We start from the raw sequence: 18,550 nt of genomic DNA, 5'->3' as shown, positions 1-18,550 counted from the left end.
GTTGCTAAGAGAACACACTGCCTAGACCACGTATCCGCCAGGCAGTGTCTGTGTTGTCATACAGTGTAGACGTTATTGCAGTAATTTCAAAACAGACTGAGTGGATTGATTGGCTTGCGCCAACATCGCGGTACCGGCTTGCTGCAAGATCTGCGCACGGCTCAAGCTGGCTGTTTCCGCCGCAAAGTCAGCATCGGTGATCCGTGAGCGGGCCGCTGACTGGTTCTCTATCGAAGACTGCAAATTGCTGATGGTGGTGGTAAACCGGTTTTGGATCGCGCCCAAACTCGCTCTGGCGGTATCAATGGCTTTAATAGCCGTATCGATAGCATCGATCGCCGCTGAAGCACCTGCCGGACCGGCGTTACTGCCGATACTGGCTACGGTAACGTTAGAGATAGTAGTTGATAAATTGGCAATATCGATCGAGATATGGTTATCCGCATCGGTATTGGCGCCTACATGAACAACTGCGCCGCCGGACAACGAGCCATTGATGATTTTCTTGCCGTTGAATTCGGTGTTGGCAATAATCCGGGCCAGTTCGTCATTCAGCTGCTTGAATTCGGTCTGGATCTTTTCTCTGTCTGAGGTTGTTACTGCGGCATCGTTAGCCGATTGCACGGCCAGGTCGCGCATCCGCTGCATGGTTTCGGTCATGGTGCCCATCGCCGATTCGGCGGTTTGCGCCAAGGAAATGCCGTCGTTGGCATTGCGGACCGCCACGGTCATGCCGCGGATCTGTGAGGTCATCTTGTTACTGATCGCCAACCCGGCCGCATCGTCTTTGGCGGAGTTAACCCGCATACCGGATGATAAACGTTCCATGGAAGTCGATAGACTATCGTTGGTTTGGTTTAACTTGCGTTGACTGTTGAGTGCGGCAATATTTGTGTTAATTATCATGCTCATAGTTATCTCCTGGAAGAAAAAATATATTTGTCGGAATTTAATAAGCTATTTTTGTGCCAACACTAGATGAATAAAATTAAGTTGTTGAAATTAAATTAAATAATTTTATATTTAATGGCTGGGGTCGGTTTTTTGACGGAGGGTTCGGTAGGTTTTTTCGAATGAGTGGCAGTTTTTTGCCACTAAATCTAACCGGTGACAATAAGGCGTTTATATTAAAGCTGAGAGTGATGCTTGGGAGATTAGTAGATAGCATTAAAGTATTGCTCAAATAGGTCGATAAAGTTTTGAAATTTAAATTGAGGAGGTTCTTATGGTAGGTTCAGTAGGTGGCGCAGGTGCGGCAGGATTGGCAACGGCTCTTATGAAAGAGAAAACGGCGGTGCAGGATGTGGAAGTTTCTCTGGTTAAGAAAGCTCAGGATATTGAAAAGGCAAAAGGGGAATCGGCCTTAAAACTTATAGACTCTGCGTCTGGTGTGACGGGGTCAGGGCATATTGATGTGCATGCTTAACTAGGCAGGCTTGAAAAGAAAAACTTGGATATGTAGATAAAGAAAAAGAGCGGCGTAAAAGTCGCTCTTTTTTGTCAGGCTCTTTTGTAGCGGTTCAGTTTATGATTGATACGTGGTTGGTAGACAGGATAAGCAGCACGCATTTGGTAGATTCAATAGATGTGCATCGTTTATCGGTTCAGCTGCGTCAATCTTTTGAGATCGGCAAAGTTAAATACCGAAGATCACGTCTTATTTAGAATTAATTCCAGCACCAGTTTGCTGCCGAAGTAAGCCAGCAGCAGTAAAATAAAACCTGTTAACGTCCAGCGGACTGCGGTTCTTCCTCGCCACCCGTAGCGCAACCGGCCTATCAATAAACTGGAAAAAATAATCCAGGCGATAATGGATAAAACGGTCTTGTGCGCTAAATGCTGGGCAAATAAATCTTCAATAAAAATGAAGCCGCTGACCAATGAAATGGTCAGGAAAAAAAGCCCTGTGCCGAGCATTTGAAATAACAGCGATTCCATGGTTTGCAGTGAAGGCAGCGACTGGATGAAGCGCTTGGGCGGATGGCTTTTAAGTTGTTGGTCTTGGATGGCGAGCAAAACGGCTTGCAAGGCGGCAATGTTTAGCAGGCTGAACGCGATAATCGAGGTTAATATATGAACGCTCATCTGCCAATTGTGGGTATGTAGTGGATGCGGTCTTTCAGGCAGGCTAAGTTCCAATGTCAGCATGATGGCGGCAATGGGAAATATTACAAGCCCCAGTTTTTCGACAGGTTTGTTAAGTGTCGCCATGAGCAGCAGCAAGGCGACAATTAGTGAAATCAAGGACGCGGTGCTGATAAAGCTAAAATTGAAGCTATTATTTTGTTCGAAAGCGATAGTGGTATATAAAAGGTGTGCACATACGGCTACCCAAGCCAAGTAAAGCGATCTGCGTTGTCTTTGGTTCTGGTGAGTATCTCTGGCGATAGACAGTGCGCTTGCCAGATAAGTACAAATTGAAAGAGTGGCGAATAGGGTGTTCATTAGGATCGCTTTTATTGGTTTGTGATCAATATATAACACCGCTGTCAGGTGTGCATTTATTGTCTGTAGGGCGTAAGTAAGCAGTATTTGTTCTCATATAAGGCGATGATCCGCTTCCTCAGTGCGCCTAAATTCCCTTGAGTTTAATGCAAAGGCCTTGAAGGCTATGTTAATATAACCCGTTAAATAGTCCTAGCGCATTTGTGTTAGCGAATAGTTTCCTTCAGATTTAATAAAGACACTGATATGTTTGATAATTTAGCCGATCGATTAAGTAGCACGCTTAAAAAAATTAAAGGTCAGGGGCGCTTGACTGAAGACAATATCAAGGACACCCTGCGCGAAGTGCGCATGGCTCTGCTTGAAGCTGATGTCGCTTTGCCGGTGGTTACGGACTTCATTGAACGTATCAAAGCAGGCGCGGTAGGGCAAGAGGTTCAGTCGAGTCTTTCACCCGGCCAATCATTGATTAAACTCGTTCAAGCTGAGCTGGTTTCCGTGATGGGCGAGGCAAACGAAAAGCTGAACCTTAATGCTGTCCCGCCTGCGATTATTTTAATGGCAGGTTTGCAAGGTGCTGGTAAAACCACGACGGTGGCAAAATTAGGTCGATGGTTAAAAGAAAACCAAAAGAAAAAAGTCGGCGTAGTCAGTGCTGACGTTTATCGTCCTGCGGCTATTAAGCAGTTGCAGATGTTGGCAAATGATCTTTCGTTAGAGTTTTTTGAAAGTGATATTTCCCAAAAACCGGTTGATATCGCTAAAAATGCGATTGAAGCCGCTAAGAAAAAATTTCTTGATGTAATTATTATTGATACCGCAGGTCGTCTTCATATTGATGAGGAGATGATGGGCGAGATTAAAGAGTTGCATGCGGCAATCAATCCTGTCGAAACCTTGTTTGTTGTTGACAGCATGACCGGGCAGGATGCCGCGATTACTGCAAAAGCCTTTAATGATGCCTTGCCGTTGACCGGGATTATCCTGACCAAGGCAGATGGCGATGCGCGAGGCGGTGCGGCGTTGTCTATACGTCACATTACCGGCAAGCCGATCAAGTTCATCGGTATGGGCGAGAAAACCGATGCTTTGGAGCCCTTCTATCCCGACCGTATTGCCTCCCGTATTTTGGGTATGGGTGACGTACTGGGTTTGATTGAAGAGATCGAGCAGAAGGTTGATAAGGTTAAGGCTGAGAAGCTGGTCAAAAAACTGCAAAAAGGCAAGTCATTCGATCTGGAAGATTTTCGGGAACAATTGCTGCAAATGCAAAATATGGGCGGGGTCGGCTCTATGTTGGATAAATTGCCTGGCATGAGTAGCATCCCCCAAGAAATGAAAGATAAGGTTAATGACAAGGAATTATCGCGTCAGATCGCGGTGATTAACTCCATGACTATGAAAGAAAGGCGTTATCCTGATTTGATTAAAGGGAATCGGAAAAAGCGTATTGCCGATGGTTGCGGACAGCAGTTATCGGATGTCAATCGTATTTTGAAGCAGTTTATGATGATGCAGAAAATGATGAAGCGCTTCAAAGCGGGTAATATGGCAAATATGATGCGGGGCATAAAAAATAATGTGCGCGGCATGGGCATGAGAAGATAATTATTGTTGCGTTAATGGCGGCTTATTCAATGGGATGTGTGTTGTTCTTTACTTATAGAGAAAATCGAGTAAAATAGGCCGATTAAATTTTGACTAAATGTTTTTTGAGGAACTTAGATGGTAACCATTCGTCTTTCTAGAGGTGGCGCGAAAAATCGTCCTTTCTACCATGTTGTAGTAACCGATAGCAGAAGCGGTCGTGACGGTCGTTATATTGAACGTCTTGGTTTTTTTAATCCGTTGGCGCGTGGCAATGAAGAAAAATTGCGTTTAGATAGCGACCGCGTTGATTATTGGAAGGCCAATGGCGCACAGGCTTCTGAACGCGTTGCAAAATTAATTAAAGACGCACGTAAAGCGGCAGCATAAACTACGTTGTCAAAGCAACAGCATGTAAGCGTTGGAAAGATTTCCGGCGTTTTTGGTGTAAAAGGATGGGTTAAGGTATTTTCCTTCACTGATCCTAGGGAAAATATTTTAACCTATTCTCCTTGGTTGTTGAAAAAAGACGACGAGACGAAAACAATTAATGTTGTTGACGGACAGCTGCAGGGCAAGACGATAGTCGCTCAACTGGCTGGTGTTAATGATAGGGATCAAGCTGCAAGCCTGACGGGCTGGGACATTTTTATCTCCCAAGACCAGTTGCCCAAAGCTGCTAAAGGCGAATATTACTGGTCCGATTTGATTGGTTTGAATGTTGAAACCATTGATGGCGTTCAGTTGGGTGTGGTTGATAGCCTTCTGGAAACAGGCGCTAATGATGTGATCATTGTCCAGGGAGAGCGAGAGCGGGTCATTCCGTTTTTACAGGGACAAACGATAATTAACGTTGATCTGAATGTCGGTAAAATTATTGTCGATTGGGATCCTGAGTTTTAATTAACAGCATGCGTTTTGACGTTGTAACATTATTTCCGGAAATGGTGACAGCGGCTGCGGGTTACGGTGTAACTGGAAGAGCAATTGAACGCGGGATAGTCAGTTTGTCGGTATGGAACCCTCGGGATTATACCCATGACAGACACAGAACTGTTGATGATCGTCCCTATGGCGGCGGTCCAGGCATGGTCATGAAGTATCAACCGTTGCACGATGCGGTTAGTGATGCAAAACAGGCAGACTCTGAGACCACTAAAGTGGTTTATTTGAGTCCACAAGGCAAGCCGATTACGCAGGCATTGTTAGCCGAAGCTTGTAAAGTATCGCAGATAATTTTAGTTGCGGGCCGATACGAAGGCATTGATGAGCGCTTTGTTGAGCTGGATTGCGACGAGGAATGGTCTATCGGCGACTATGTAATCAGCGGTGGTGAACTTGCAGCGTTGATAGTGATTGATGCGGTGACGCGGTTACTGCCAGGCGTACTTGGTGATGAGGATTCAGCCCAGCAGGATTCGCACAGCGATGGTTTGCTGGATTGCCCGCACTATACCCGGCCGGAACAGGTTGATAGTCATTCGGTGCCGGAGGTTTTATTAGGTGGCAACCACGCTGATATAGACCGCTGGCGAATGAAGCAGGCTTTGGGGCGAACTTGGCAGAGACGGCCGGATTTATTGAAAGAAAAGAATTTGAGCGCAGAGCAGGAAAATTTGCTTAAAGAATTTATTGTGGAGTTGGTTTAAATTAAGGTGTGGTATGAGCAATATTATTGATGAATTGGAAGCGGAACAACTGAAACAGATTCCTGACTTTGGTCCAGGTGACACAGTTGTCGTGCAAGTTAAGGTAAAAGAAGGCGAGCGTGAAAGAATTCAGGCTTTTGAAGGAATCGTAATTGCAAAACGTAATCGCGGATTAAACTCAGCTTTCACAGTAAGAAAAATTTCTCACGGTACCGGTGTTGAGCGTGTATTTCAAACGCACAGTCCAATGATTAGCGAGATTAATGTTAAGCGCCGCGGCGATGTTCGTCGTGCCAAGCTATATTACTTGCGTGATTTGACTGGTAAAGCGGCTCGTATTAAAGAAAAACTTTAATCAAGCTGATTTACATGAAATAAAAAAGGCAGCTTAAGCTGCCTTTTTTTATGGCTGGCGGTTTATAGTTTGATTGCTTAAGCTTAAAATTACAGATTTATTTTATACTTACCGAATGCTTAAACTCATTCAGGATTCGCTCGATGTCATTTGTAATTCAATGGGTAGAAAAATGCTCGGGAGTTGAAGAGATTGCAAGGCTTCAGACGCCGGCAGGACAGCTTGTGTTATATAGCCAGCAAGGTGTAATTACCAAAACGGACTGGGTGCTGGATGATTATTCGAATCAATCCGATGAGCATGAATTAAATCAGTATTGGCGGGATGTCGATAAACCCATTAACGTTAAACTGTTAAAGCAAGGTAGTAACTACAGAAACCGGGTTTGGGCTGCGCTTTGCCAAATACCTTTGGGTGAGACTGTAACTTATTCTGAATTGGCAAAAAAAATAGGCTCATCAGCTCGGGCAGTCGGTAATGCATGTAGAGACAATCCATTTGCGCTCATCATTCCTTGTCACCGAGTGGTTTCCGCTTCAGGTATGGGCGGCTATTGCGGAAAAACCGAAGGCGATTTGATGGCAATAAAATGCAAATTACTGGAATTTGAAGCAAGCCATAAGAAATGAACGCAACCGTTTTGATAGACCAGTTTCTAGACGCAGTCTGGGTAGAGCAGGGTTTGAGTGAGAATACGCTCTCGGCCTACGGTAGTGATTTAAGGATTTTTGCCAAATGGTTGGCCGGAAAATCCATGCTGGAAGTTGATGGCGCAGAATTATCAAGCTTTCTTGCCAGTCGTTATAAAGAAGGCATAGGCAATAGGTCTTCAGCGCGTATTTTGTCCAGCTTGCGGCGATTTTATGGCTATTACATCCGCGAAAACAACATCAAAATCGATCCAACCGCATTGATAGAATCGCCCCACATCGGTCAACCATTGCCGACATCGCTATCTGAACAGGATGTTGAATTATTGCTGGATGCACCTGAGATTACCAATGCGCTGGGCTTCAGGGATAGAACCATGTTGGAAATGCTTTATGCTACAGGGCTTAGAGTATCGGAACTGGTCAATTTAAAGTTTGAACAGATCAGCTTCCGGCAAGGCGTGGTCAGAATCATCGGCAAGGGCAACAAGGAACGGTTAGTGCCGGTCGGCGAGGAAGCCATGAGCTGGCTGGAGAGTTATATGAGCCAGGCTAGAAAGACCATTCTAGGCGAACATCAATGCGACTATTTGTTCGTCACCAACCGGGCCGACAGTATGACAAGGCAGGCTTTCTGGCATATTATCAAACGTCATGCGAAAAAAGCCGGGATCAACAAAGAGTTGTCGCCGCATACCTTAAGGCATGCTTTTGCCACGCATTTGTTAAACCATGGTGCCGACTTGCGCGTAGTACAGCTATTGTTGGGACATTCGGATTTATCGACCACACAAATCTATACCCATATTGCCCGCGAAAGACTAAAAGAACTACATTCAAAATATCATCCAAGAGGATAAAAGATGGCTCAAAATATTCACCCGACCGCATATATAGCACCGGATGCATTACTGGGGGACAATATTACGGTAGGGCCTTTTGCCGTTATTGAAACAGGTGCGCAGCTGGGTGCTAATTGTCAAGTAGGCGCTCATGCCGTAGTGCACAGTCATGTGAAAATGGGTGACGGCAATATTTTACATCCGCATGCCGTATTGGGCGGATTGCCGCAAGATACCAGCTTTAAGCCGGAAACGGTTTCCTGGCTTATCTGCGGCGACAATAATGTTTTCAGGGAAGGTTTTACCGCTCACCGAGCCTCCAAAGAACATGCCGAGACGCGTATCGGCTCAGGCTGTTTTTTTATGAACAACAGCCATGTCGCGCATGACTGCATAGTTGGGAATAACACGATATTTGCCAATAATGTCGCGATCGGCGGCTTCGTCGAGGTCGGCAATAATGTTTTCATCGGCGGGGCTGTGGTCGCACACCAGTTTTGTCGGATCGGTTCGTATGCGATAGTGCAAGGTACAACCGGCCTGAATATGGACGTCATTCCCTTTATGCTGATTGGCGGACGCCCCGCCCGGCATTACAAGTTAAATACCGTCGGGCTAAGGCGAGCAGGCATTACCGGTGAGCGCTATAAAGTGCTGTCGTCGGCATTCCGGTTGTTGAAAAACAAACAAAGCCTGGATGGTCTGGAAGAAACCGAAGAGTTAAAGCAATTGAAGGACTGGCTGGCGGTTAAGTCCAAACGCGGCTTGCATGGCTTTGTCGATGTGTCGGGTTAGCCAGCTATCATTAGAATAATTGTTGTGTTTTATTCCCATGTTTCGGAGGCTGTGAAAGTATTCGATTAAAGAGACTAACCACGGAGGGCACAGACGACTGCACGGACAGGAAATGATCCTGTCATTTCTCTGCATTCCCCACATCCCTGTGGGTTATGCAGGAGGTACGACCCCAAGGATGGGGGAGGTAGAATTGCGTCGGGAACAGCAATCGAGAGCACCAACAGTAGGCGCTCTAGGCGCAGCTTTCGCTCCTCGGCAACTGCTCCTGCGTTGCTCTACCTCCTGCATCCGTGCAGTCGTGCTCACGCTAAGTACCTACATCCGTGTAGGCAATGCAGGAGCAATTGCCGAGAACACGGAGTTTTTAATATATTCAATTAATGAGATTATTTTCTCTGTGTCCTCGGCAACTGCTCCATGCGTTGCTCTACCTCCTGCGTCCGTGCAGTCGTTCGTGTTCTCTGTGGTAAATAACCCTTTCAGCCTGATTTGGATAATACTTTCACAATCTCTTCGGCATGGGAATGCCGTCTCTGCATCCCCCAGATTGAATTTATACTGAAAAATCAACCTTGTCCGGCTTAAATGTCCCGTATCTGGTATCATAAGCGATTGAATGACGGCAGTTCGCCGCCATTTGCGTCAACATAAAGAGTCTTTGTGAACACTGCCAAATTTTCCTCCCTAGCTTTAAAACCCGCCCTGCTTGAAAACATCGAATCCCTGGGATACACCCATTTAACGCCTATCCAGGCGGAAAGCCTGCCGCATATTCTTGAGGGCCGGGATGTGATAGCGCAAGCCAAAACCGGCAGCGGCAAAACCGCCGCTTTTGGCATTGGACTGTTGTCCAAGCTGGACTTGAACAGTTTCAGGGTTCAGGCGATGGTGGTTTGCCCGACCCGGGAGCTTGCCGATCAGGTTTGCAAGGAGATTCGTAGATTGGCCCGATTTACGCAAAACATTAAGGTACTGACCTTATGTGGCGGCGTGCCTTTCGGGCCACAACTGGGTTCGTTGGAGCATGGTGTCCATGTTGTTGTTGGTACCCCTGGACGGTTACAGGAACATCTGCGCAAACGCAGTTTACGCTTGAGTAATCTCAAAGTATTGGTGCTGGATGAGGCGGACCGAATGCTGGATATGGGCTTTGAAGAGGCCATTACCGACGTGATCTCATACGCACCGACACATCGGCAAACCTTGCTGTTCTCGGCGACTTACGCCGATCCTATTCGGGAGATGAGTCAAAAATTCCAGTTTAAGCCGGTTTCCGTCAGCATCGAAACCAGCCATCACGACAGCGATATCGAGCAGCGTTTTTATCAGGTAGAAAAGTCGAAAAGGACAAACGCGCTGGGCTATCTTTTATCCTATTACCGCCCTGAATCAACCGTGGTCTTTTGCAATACCAAAAGAGATTGCCAAGACGTGGCGAGTGCGCTTGAAAACAGCGGCTTCTCGGTCCAGGCGCTGCATGGCGATTTAGAGCAAAAGCATCGGGATCAGGTGTTGGTGCGTTTTGCCAACAAGAGCTGCTCGGTGCTGGTGGCGACAGACGTTGCTGCGCGGGGCCTTGATATTAAGGATATGCAGGCGGTGATTAATTATGAATTGCCTTGGGATCCTGAAATTTACGTACATCGAGTCGGGCGCACCGGCCGCGCCGGTAAAAAAGGTTTGGCGTTAAGCTTATGCACGGAAAAGGAATTAAACCGGGTTAAGACGATTGAAGAGTATCAAAATACTCCCGCTAAATGGGATGAAGTTGCGCCGTTCCAGATGAGCTTAGAGCTGCGCTTCGAAGCGCCGATGGTGACCTTATGGATAGACGGCGGGCGCAAGAATAAAGTACGTCCGGGAGATATATTGGGCGCGTTAACCGGCGAAGCGGGAATCGAAGGCAGTGAAGTGGGCAAAATTGATATTTTTGATGCCCATGCCTACGTGGCTATCAAACGTGATAGCGTCGACAAGGCCTTGGCTTGCTTAAGGAACGGCAAAATAAAGGGACGCAATTTTAACGTTCGCAAATCCCAATGGGGATGAGGTTGTCGGGTTAGCACAACGTAACCCGACTTGAGCAAGAAGCTAAGCGCTTTTTGCTCTAGGCTTTTGACTGGCTTGGTTGCCGGCGGGTTTGCGGCGCTGGCTTGAGTTTCTGGCAGGACGCGGGCCTCGTGGCGGTTCCGGAGGCATCGGCGGTGCAATTGCGGACGCCTCAAAACCGGTAATTTGTTCGCGTTTAATTTCCTTGCCGATCAGTTTTTCAACCAATCTCAAACTACTGTATTCATCATGCGATACCAATGAGATGGCTTGGCCTTCCTCGCCTGCGCGTCCGGTGCGGCCGATTCTATGCACGTAATCTTCCGCAGCGCGGGGCAATTCAAAATTGACCACATGAGGCAACAGGTTAATATCAATGCCGCGAGCCGCCACATCGGTTGCTACCAACACTCTGATTTCACCGGCCTTAAAGCCAGCCAATGCACTGGTTCTGGCGCCCTGGCTTTTATTGCCGTGTATTGCGGCGGCCTTGATATCGATTTTGTTGAGTTTTTCGGTGAGCCGGTTTGCGCCGTGCTTAGTGGTAGTGAATACCAAAACCTGCTGCCAGTTATTTTGTTTTATCAAGTGACAGAGCAGCTCGGTTTTGTTGGCTTTATTAACCAGATAAGCGATTTGCTCGACCAGTTCCGCGGCGGTGTTGCGCGGAGCAACTTCGATTTTTATCGGATTAACCAGAAGCCCTGTGGTGAGTTTACGAATGTCTTCTGAAAAGGTCGCCGAAAACAACAGGTTTTGGCGCTTTTTCGGCAGTAAGGCGATAATTTTACGGATGTCCCGGATGAAGCCCATGTCCAGCATGCGGTCGGCTTCATCAAGTATCAGTGTTTCTACCTGATCGAGCTTGACCGCATTTTGGTTGACCAAATCTAAAAGTCGACCTGGCGTGGCGACCAGTATATCGACGCCGCCTCTTAATCTCATCATCTGCGGGTTGATTTTTACCCCGCCAAACACGACTTCGGATTTTAAACGGGGATGCAAATGCGCCCCATACTTACTGACCGATTCGCCTATTTGCGCAGCAAGTTCTCTGGTTGGGGTCAGGATTAATACCCTGACCGGCCGGTTATTGTTATAAGACTTTTGTGATAAGCGGTGCAGGATCGGTAGGGTGAATCCCGCTGTCTTCCCTGTCCCAGTTTGTGCCGCAGCCAGGACATCATGGCCTTTTAAAACGGCGGGAATAGCTTGCGACTGGATCGGGGATGGCGTGGTATAACCGGCGTCGGCAATGGCGCGCAGCAGTGGGTCAGATAAACCGAGGGTGGTAAATGGCATATTAGTTAGAGTCTCAATAAAAGGTTGCTGATGACAAGCGTCTTACAGCATTGTGAAAAGGGTGTTGAAAATTAAATAAAAACGCGGCAAAAAACAGGGTTAGTTAATTGCTGGAATATTGGCGTTTTATTAAGTATGGCGTTAGGTGCGGTCTCTTGTCGCGGGTAGGTGTAAGCTGGAGTGTTTTTAAGTTGTTGATATTAATGGTGCCCCGAGGCGGATTTGAACCACCGGCCTGTCCCTTAGGAGGGGACCGCTCTATCCAGCTGAGCTATCGGGGCAAAAACAGAGAAGATTGTACCATAGATGGGTATTTAATTCATTTGTTCTCTTCGAAGTGCATCGATGAGTTGAAAGAAGATGTTTTATTGCCAGAAAACACATCAGTCGGGATGTGTCGTTAAATAATGAGGTTATTAAACAGTTACTTAAATTAATGTGCGCCGACTGGGCGCAAGGATGGCTGTTTCAGTCAAAATCGGTAGGATTTATTCTAATAATGTGCCGAGCACGAAGAAGTGGTTATACCGAAATCAGGGTACGACTATACCGGTCGCTTTGGGCTGAACCGTCAGAGCCGTAAGTATTTGCAAACTCCGGCTTGCCTTTCAAAATGTCCAGTGAGCGCTTGGTGTGACGAGATAAAAGATCAATGCCCGCACCGTTTTGCTCATTCAGGTTTCTGCATTCCGCGCAGACGAGCATGAGTTGAGTCCAGTTGCCGGCTGATTCGGCGGTTGACAGACCGGCTGTTTCAGCCCGGTTAAAATATTCCTTGATACTGTCCTGATCGTTAGGCAATTTCTCCGTTGCCAAAACTTGGGCGATTTGCGTGTTGAACTGCTCCAGTTGCACAACCAGTTGCTTTTTATTCGCGGCGATACTGCTGATCAGTTCAGCCTGGTGCAGGTTTTTTAAGGCATCAGCCTCCCGATTGAGCTCCTGGTAAAGCTGCTGCGCCAGTTGTAGCGCATTGAGGATGAGTTGCTCTGTAATGGGATAGGTCTGTTTTATCATGGCTATGCACTTATGGCATTAATTTCTCAAAATCAATTAATTTCTTGGCAACTTTTTCGGCATCGACTTGGTAACTTCCATCAGCAAGCGCTTTTTTAATGGAGTTGACCCTGTCAATATCCACGAGCGATGCAGGGGATGAGCCAAAGGCCTTTTTTATTTCCTGAGTTGTTGTCGTAAGAGCAACAACGTCGTCTTTTTCAGGGGTGGTTGTAACAGCTACTTTTTTTTCACCCTCAACGCTAGCTTTTGGGGGCGTTTTGATGGGCGTTGGGCTGTTCGTTCTGCCGGTTATTTCGATGGCCATGTTAGATTCCTCAATGTGTTCTTCATTTGCAATCTTTATCGGCAGTGCGGCAAGAAACTTTAGCTTTTATTTAATAGGTTAGTTGGAGAGTTCAATAATCAACAGAGACCAATCCAGGCTCTATAACGGTTGCATTAATGACGCGTCCCGAGTTCTGGTTTTTAACCGTGATAAGCTCCCCCTTGGCGCCATCCATCATCGCTACCCCACTCATTCTGATAGAAAAATCCGGTTTTGTCGTGCTGATAACGACCTTATCTCCTCTTTTGACAAGTCTTGGTATGACAAGATTTTTTAGGCTGAGAATGGCTCCGGTATTGAGTTGGCGTGTGGCCTGTTTATTTTCGATTTGTTCTGGCTGAGTGACAAAATCTTCCCTGAGATTAGACACCTCTCTTTTTTCGATTGCAAGATGTTGTCGGGTAAAGGTTTCTCCTCGCTGTATCGGTTGAGATAAGACCACGACCATTTGGTAAGTCTTGATGATGGCTGAAGTAAAAATCGACCACTTTTTTTCTGTATTACACCGCACGCCGATAGTCGTTCTGCCCGCCTTAATTAAGCCGGTTGTTGTAAACACCTCCACCGGTTCGGCGCATTGAGGCAAATTTAATCGACTGTCCAACGGAGTTAGATTTACTTCATATTCACCCAGCAGGTTTATATTTTGCGCAATATAAGCTTTAACGGCCTCAGCAATGGATTCGTGTGATTGCCAACCTTGTTCCGCATGAGCCTTGGTAAAAAAAATAAAGGTCAATACCAAAATGAGTAGGATGTTTTTTATCATCGTTAAGACCTTTGTATGGCTTATATATTGCGACACATGATTGATGCGCTGTTATTTTTAGGTGCCAGTCAATTTATTGACATGCTGCTTTGTATTTTTGCCGGTCTGTTTATCGATTATTTATTAGCGGCTATTTTTTGCCGGATTATTCAAAAGTATTTTAAGCATAATCAGCTGTGGAGGAGAGATAAATAATTGTAAAAAATATATCTTATTGATTCTTTATGGAATATATATATTTGGCATATCACATGCTTTGGTATTTGCATAAATAATCAGGAGGTACATCATGGCTATTAACTTTGACGCAGCACTTGGCATTGAGCCTAAAGCTCTGGCTTTTCGGGAAAAGCGGGGCGAGATACTGGCCGCTAACTTGGCAAACGCCGATACACCGAACTTTAAAGCGCGAGATATGGACTTTAAGTCGGTGCTAAAACAAAGCATGGCTCCTGGCGTGAGCATAGAGCGGACCCATGCGGGACATATTGCGCCACAGCAGCAACCAGTATTTGGCGCAAATGTCATGTATCGGAACCCCAATCAGGTTTCATTGGACGGTAATACCGTCGAAGCGCATGTCGAGCAAGCCAAGTACGCTGAAAATGCGGTGCAGTACCAGGCCAGTTTGCAGTTCATCAATAACAAGTTTTCCGGTCTGATGACCGCGCTGAAGGGGCAATAGTCATGGCGGGTTTAAGTATATTTGATATTGCCGGCAGCGGCATGAATGCACAGAACTTAAGGCTTAATCTGGTCGCAAGCAACATATCCAATGCGAACAGTGTCGCCAGTAGCGCGGCGGAGGTTTATAAATCCAGACAGCCGGTGTTTGCCGCTGAATTAGATAAGGCCATGAATACGCAGAACGCTACCAGTAAGGTGAACGTGCTGGGCGTGGTCGAGAGCCAGGACGCTCCTGTGATGGAATATGCCCCGCACCATCCGATGGCCAATAGCGACGGTTACATTTTTAAATCGAACGTTAATACCGTCGAAGAGATGGCCAATATGATGTCAGCATCGCGTTCCTATCAAAATAATATTGAAGTGTTGAATACGGCAAAGCAGATGATGCTTCAGACATTAAAAATGGGGCAGTAAGGAGATAAAAATGGCTATCCAAGGCGCAACAAATGATTACAGCAGCTTAACCGTCACACCCAAATCGGATACGGCGGGAACACCTAAAAAAACGTCATTAGGACAGGAGCAGTTTTTAAAATTAATGACTGCCCAGATGACCCATCAAGACCCTTCGCAACCCATGCAAAATGGTGAGTTTATAACACAAATGGCGCAGTTCGGGACGGTATCCGGTATTCAGGATTTGCAAAAATCATTTGGTGATTTTGCCAGTTCAATCAACTCTAGTCAGGCATTGCAGGCAACGAGTTTAGTAGGGCGACATGTATCTGTGCCGAGCTCTCAGGGAAACTTAGAAGTCGGAGGCAATATAGCAGGCAATATTAATTTATCGAGCAGCGCAGCCAACGTTAAGGTCACGATAACCGATGCGGCTACAGGTGCAGTTGTTTTAACTAAGGATATGGGGGCTCATGCCGCGGGCAAATTGCCTTTTGTTTGGGATGGCCTGAATTCAAATGAGGTCATGGTTAGCCCAGGTGTATACAAAATTCAAGCCACAACAGCTATTGATGGAAAAAATACCGCGTTGGAAACAGAAGTTTTCTCGCGCGTTGAAGGTGTAACCATGGGTAGTGGCGCAAGTGGTATAAAGGTTGATCTGACCGGATTGGGCAGTGTCAATTTTAATGAGATTAAACAAATTCTTTAGAATTGGGGGTGTAACATGGGTTTTGCAACAGCATTAAGCGGCTTAAAAGCTGCCTCAACAAATTTACAGGTAACCGGTAATAATATTGCCAACTCGCAAACCACCGGTTTTAAAGAGTCGCGGGCGGAATTCGCGGACGTGTATGCCACCAGTATTGGTGGCGTTAGCAAGACTCAACCGGGCTCCGGCGTGAAAGTCACCGAAGTGGCTCAACAATTTAATCAAGGCAATATCGAGTCTACCCAGAACAGCCTCGATCTTGCCGTCAGCGGCAATGGTTTTTTTGTATTGGCCGACGACGTGAATCTTCCCGATCCTGCCAACCCAACCGCACCGGTAGATCCTTCGGTTCCCAGCGCCTATACCCGCAACGGTGCGTTTCAGTTAAACAGCTCAGGTAATGTGGTTAATGACAAGGGCCAGTATTTATTGGCTTTTGCGCCAAACGGCACGACCGCCGCGGAGGGCTTCAGCGTCGGCGTTTTCAGGCCATTGACGATCGATACTGCTCAAGGCTTGCCTAACGCCACCGAAAATATCAATATGAAATTGAATATCAACGGAGCTGCCAATCAGCCGTCAACGACAATATTTGATCCTACCAATCCTTTGTCCTATAACAATACAACATCAGTCACTACCTATGATACTCAGGGTAATGCGCATATCGCATCGACTTATTATGTGAAAACACCGGTGGCTAACGTATGGGATGCCTATCTGTTTCTCGATGGTTTTGGCATTACGACGGGTGGGCAGGCTGTGCCGCCCGCAACAGCGCCGGCATCGACAGTGTCAGCAACAGTTAATACTCCCGGCTTACCCATACCGATGTCTTTTACCGAATCCGGATTGCTTGATGAAGTGGGGGCTCGTGCTGCCGCTGTTAAGTCTGCGGCGATTGTAACGACGGCGAATACGACGGTTACCGATACGGCGGCTGCAACAGTATCAGCTAACGCTGTATCGCCAGCGAATGGCGGAGCATATACCGCGCCGCTTGCTGCAGCAGCTCTTTCCAAAGCCTTGGTGGCATCGGCATCTGCTACAGCTTCGGCAGCGGCAGCTGCAACTATTAATAGTACTTCTGGCGCCGCCGCTGGGCTGGCTACTACCGCTAAAACGACTGCGGCGGCTGCCGCTGCTGCGGCGTCAGCCTATGCCACTGCAGCGGCGCTTGTTGTTGATGGTGCCACGGCTGACAGTGCTGCCACTCTTGCCGCTGCTGCGGCAGCAGCGGCAACTGCCGCCCAGACTGCGGCCAATAATTATAATGCGGCAGTTGCGGCTGCCGCCGCCGGCTCTTCGCAAACAACCAAGGTGGATTTTGGGTCTATTAACTTAGCGTCCATTGATCCTAATATCAGTGTTGATCCGATGGCGTTCGATATAGACTTTTTTGGCAGTACCCAGTTCGCTACGCCTTTTAGCGTCAATGGTCTGGACCAGGATGGTTTGCCTGCCGGAAATTTGACCGGCATCGATGTCGATGACACAGGGGTGGTGTTTGCCAGGTACAGTAACGGCGGTTCCAAGGCTTTAGGGCAGGTGGCGCTGGCGCGGTTTCAAAGCAATCAATCCTTGGCCAAATTAGGCGATACTTCCTGGGCGAAGACTTCCACTTCAGGGGCGCCTATTTATGGTGCGGCCGGCGATAATAATTTTGGCGGCATTCAGTCATCAGCTCTGGAAGGCTCCAACGTGGATTTATCCGAACAGTTGGTTAAATTGATTATTGCCCAGCAGGCGTATCAGGCTAATTCCCAAACCATTACTACCGAAAAAACCCTGATACAAACTATCCTGAATGCATAGTTTGATAGCTTGAAGCTGTTGGAATGATGTTTGCTTTAATTTTGTTTTAAAGTTCTGGTTTAAGGGGAGCTGTTATGGATCGTAGTTTATATATCGCAATGAGCGGCGCCAAGCAAACGTTGTTGGCGCAAACGGCAAACGCCAATAATTTGGCGAATACCCAGACCACCGGATTTAAATCAGACTTAGAGCAATTCCGCAGTAGACCTGTTTACGGTGCGGGTTTTCCTACCCGGGTTTATGCCATGAACGACAAGCCGGGAGTAGATTTTTCCACCGGCGCGATGCAGACAACGGGCGGAGACCTGGATGTGGCGATTAACGGCGAAGGTTATCTTGCCGTACAGGGCGCGGATGGCAAGGAAGCTTATACGCGTGCCGGTGATTTGCACATTACTCCGGAAGGCTTTTTGCAGACCGGCGCTGGTTTGCCGGTGCTGGGGCAGGATGGTCCGATCACCATTCAACCGGCGGAAAAAGTCACCATAGGCAGTGACGGCACTATCAGCATTATCCCGCTGGGTTCCGGTAATGCGACAACCCAGGTGGAGGTCGGTCGGATTAAGCTGGTTAAATCGGCCTCAGAGGATCTGGAAAAATCCACTGATGGCTTGCTGCGCGCTAAAAATGGCCAGCCGGTGGCGGTCAATGCAGATGTCAGACTGGCGCAGGGCGTATTGGAAGGCAGCAACGTCAATGCGATCAGCGCCATGGTGGACATGATTGAGCTGGCAAGGAATTTCGAAATGCAAACCAAGGTGATGAAGAGCGTCGATGAAAACTCTGCGGCAGGAGCCAAGCTGATGCAGATGTGATAGCAATTGCCGCAAGATTGCTAACAAAGCCGAGCCTAGCTCGGCTTTTTTTTTGGAAATTGAGAGGGTATCTGAGGTTCAATTAAATCTGGCATGGATCATGCTTTAGTTTAAGCAAGACAATAAATTGGCACTGAGGAGATTATCATGACAGAACGTGCATTATGGGTGGCTAAATCCGGTCTGGATGCCCAGCAAACAAGAATGGCGGTTATTTCCAATAACTTGGCAAACGTCAATACCACAGGGTTTAAGAGAGGCCGGGCTGTCTTTGAAGACCTGATGTATCAGAATCTTCGCCAAGTTGGCGGACAATCCACGCAAAATACCC

At 47.2% G+C, this 18,550-nt stretch carries 22 protein-coding genes and 1 tRNA gene; 16 read left to right on the top strand and 7 right to left on the bottom strand.

Going from position 1 to position 18,550, the window contains the following annotated elements; translation table 11 throughout:
• Positions 1–72 precede the first annotated feature (72 nt).
• Positions 73–912 (bottom strand): flagellin, encoded by an 840-nt coding sequence (locus M0R47_RS11605; protein WP_292554751.1) that lies wholly within the window; start codon positions 910–912, stop codon positions 73–75.
• Between the two features lie 313 nt (positions 913–1,225).
• Here M0R47_RS11605 and M0R47_RS11600 point away from each other — a divergent pair, with 313 nt between their 5' ends.
• A complete protein-coding gene (locus M0R47_RS11600; RefSeq protein ID WP_292554748.1) occupies positions 1,226–1,426 on the top strand; it encodes a hypothetical protein in 201 nt (66 codons plus the stop codon).
• Positions 1,427–1,650: 224 nt separating this feature from the next.
• Here the strand turns inward: M0R47_RS11600 and ccsA are convergent, their stop codons facing one another.
• Positions 1,651–2,445: a cytochrome c biogenesis protein CcsA gene (gene ccsA / locus M0R47_RS11595; protein ID WP_292554745.1), complete on the bottom strand. Its 795-nt coding sequence runs from the start codon at positions 2,443–2,445 to the stop codon at positions 1,651–1,653.
• Between the two features lie 246 nt (positions 2,446–2,691).
• On the opposite strand from ccsA, the gene ffh reads away from it, so the two are divergent.
• The 9 genes from ffh to dbpA all read left to right on the top strand — a co-directional run bounded on the left by ffh (position 2,692) and on the right by dbpA (position 10,375).
• Positions 2,692–4,053 (top strand): signal recognition particle protein, encoded by a 1,362-nt coding sequence (ffh, locus tag M0R47_RS11590; protein ID WP_292554742.1) that lies wholly within the window; start codon positions 2,692–2,694, stop codon positions 4,051–4,053.
• A gap of 117 nt (positions 4,054–4,170) precedes the next feature.
• Positions 4,171–4,422 (top strand): 30S ribosomal protein S16, encoded by a 252-nt coding sequence (gene rpsP / locus M0R47_RS11585; protein WP_292554741.1) that lies wholly within the window; start codon positions 4,171–4,173, stop codon positions 4,420–4,422.
• Positions 4,423–4,428: 6 nt separating this feature from the next.
• On the top strand, positions 4,429–4,935 hold the full coding sequence (rimM, locus tag M0R47_RS11580) for a ribosome maturation factor RimM (protein ID WP_292554739.1): 507 nt from the start codon (positions 4,429–4,431) through the stop codon (positions 4,933–4,935).
• A gap of 8 nt (positions 4,936–4,943) precedes the next feature.
• Entirely contained in the window at positions 4,944–5,681 is a 738-nt protein-coding gene (trmD, locus tag M0R47_RS11575; protein WP_292554736.1) for a tRNA (guanosine(37)-N1)-methyltransferase TrmD, read from the top strand.
• A 13-nt stretch (positions 5,682–5,694) separates the two neighbouring features.
• Entirely contained in the window at positions 5,695–6,036 is a 342-nt protein-coding gene (rplS, locus tag M0R47_RS11570; protein ID WP_292432912.1) for a 50S ribosomal protein L19, read from the top strand.
• A gap of 143 nt (positions 6,037–6,179) precedes the next feature.
• A complete protein-coding gene (locus tag M0R47_RS11565; RefSeq protein WP_292554733.1) occupies positions 6,180–6,665 on the top strand; it encodes an MGMT family protein in 486 nt (161 codons plus the stop codon).
• A complete protein-coding gene (xerD, locus tag M0R47_RS11560; RefSeq protein WP_292554730.1) occupies positions 6,662–7,546 on the top strand; it encodes a site-specific tyrosine recombinase XerD in 885 nt (294 codons plus the stop codon). The genes M0R47_RS11565 and xerD overlap by 4 nt, the downstream gene beginning before the upstream one ends.
• 3 nt (positions 7,547–7,549) lie before the next feature.
• Positions 7,550–8,323 carry an acyl-ACP--UDP-N-acetylglucosamine O-acyltransferase gene (gene lpxA, locus M0R47_RS11555; protein ID WP_292554727.1) on the top strand — a complete coding sequence of 258 codons (774 nt, stop codon included), beginning with the start codon at positions 7,550–7,552 and terminating at the stop codon, positions 8,321–8,323.
• 663 nt (positions 8,324–8,986) lie between these two features.
• Entirely contained in the window at positions 8,987–10,375 is a 1,389-nt protein-coding gene (gene dbpA / locus M0R47_RS11550; protein ID WP_292554725.1) for an ATP-dependent RNA helicase DbpA, read from the top strand.
• Between the two features lie 42 nt (positions 10,376–10,417).
• On the opposite strand, the gene M0R47_RS11545 is transcribed toward dbpA, so the two are convergent.
• The 5 genes from M0R47_RS11545 to flgA all read right to left on the bottom strand — a co-directional run bounded on the left by M0R47_RS11545 (position 10,418) and on the right by flgA (position 13,791).
• Entirely contained in the window at positions 10,418–11,677 is a 1,260-nt protein-coding gene (locus tag M0R47_RS11545) for a DEAD/DEAH box helicase (RefSeq protein WP_292554722.1), read from the bottom strand.
• A gap of 204 nt (positions 11,678–11,881) precedes the next feature.
• A tRNA-Arg gene (locus M0R47_RS11540) sits at positions 11,882–11,958 on the bottom strand.
• A 241-nt stretch (positions 11,959–12,199) separates the two neighbouring features.
• Positions 12,200–12,694 carry a flagella synthesis protein FlgN gene (locus tag M0R47_RS11535; protein ID WP_292554719.1) on the bottom strand — a complete coding sequence of 165 codons (495 nt, stop codon included), beginning with the start codon at positions 12,692–12,694 and terminating at the stop codon, positions 12,200–12,202.
• 10 nt (positions 12,695–12,704) lie between these two features.
• The gene (gene flgM, locus M0R47_RS11530) at positions 12,705–13,001 is read right to left on the bottom strand and encodes a flagellar biosynthesis anti-sigma factor FlgM (protein ID WP_292554717.1); all 297 of its coding nucleotides are present in this window, start codon (positions 12,999–13,001) and stop codon (positions 12,705–12,707) included.
• 91 nt (positions 13,002–13,092) lie between these two features.
• Positions 13,093–13,791, bottom strand: a complete 699-nt coding sequence (gene flgA / locus M0R47_RS11525) for a flagellar basal body P-ring formation chaperone FlgA (protein WP_292554714.1) — start codon at positions 13,789–13,791, stop codon at positions 13,093–13,095.
• A gap of 289 nt (positions 13,792–14,080) precedes the next feature.
• Between flgA and flgB the strand changes: the two genes are divergently transcribed.
• The 6 genes from flgB to M0R47_RS11495 all read left to right on the top strand — a co-directional run.
• Positions 14,081–14,476 (top strand): flagellar basal body rod protein FlgB, encoded by a 396-nt coding sequence (gene flgB / locus M0R47_RS11520; RefSeq protein ID WP_292554711.1) that lies wholly within the window; start codon positions 14,081–14,083, stop codon positions 14,474–14,476.
• 2 nt (positions 14,477–14,478) lie between these two features.
• Entirely contained in the window at positions 14,479–14,895 is a 417-nt protein-coding gene (gene flgC / locus M0R47_RS11515) for a flagellar basal body rod protein FlgC (RefSeq protein WP_292554708.1), read from the top strand.
• A gap of 10 nt (positions 14,896–14,905) precedes the next feature.
• Positions 14,906–15,589, top strand: a complete 684-nt coding sequence (locus M0R47_RS11510) for a flagellar hook assembly protein FlgD (RefSeq protein ID WP_292554706.1) — start codon at positions 14,906–14,908, stop codon at positions 15,587–15,589.
• A gap of 15 nt (positions 15,590–15,604) precedes the next feature.
• The gene (locus M0R47_RS11505; RefSeq protein WP_292554703.1) at positions 15,605–17,404 is read left to right on the top strand and encodes a flagellar hook protein FlgE; all 1,800 of its coding nucleotides are present in this window, start codon (positions 15,605–15,607) and stop codon (positions 17,402–17,404) included.
• Positions 17,405–17,478: 74 nt separating this feature from the next.
• On the top strand, positions 17,479–18,219 hold the full coding sequence (flgF, locus tag M0R47_RS11500) for a flagellar basal-body rod protein FlgF (RefSeq protein WP_292554701.1): 741 nt from the start codon (positions 17,479–17,481) through the stop codon (positions 18,217–18,219).
• A 147-nt stretch (positions 18,220–18,366) separates the two neighbouring features.
• The coding region (locus M0R47_RS11495; protein WP_292554698.1) for a flagellar basal body protein at positions 18,367–18,550 on the top strand (184 nt) is incomplete at its 3' end.

It is taken from the genome of Methylobacter sp., from assembly GCF_023227905.1.
Classification (GTDB): Bacteria; Pseudomonadota; Gammaproteobacteria; order Methylococcales; family Methylomonadaceae; genus Methylobacter_A.
Note: the sequence above shows the minus strand (reverse complement) of the source record. Positions and strands in the feature narration are given on the sequence as shown.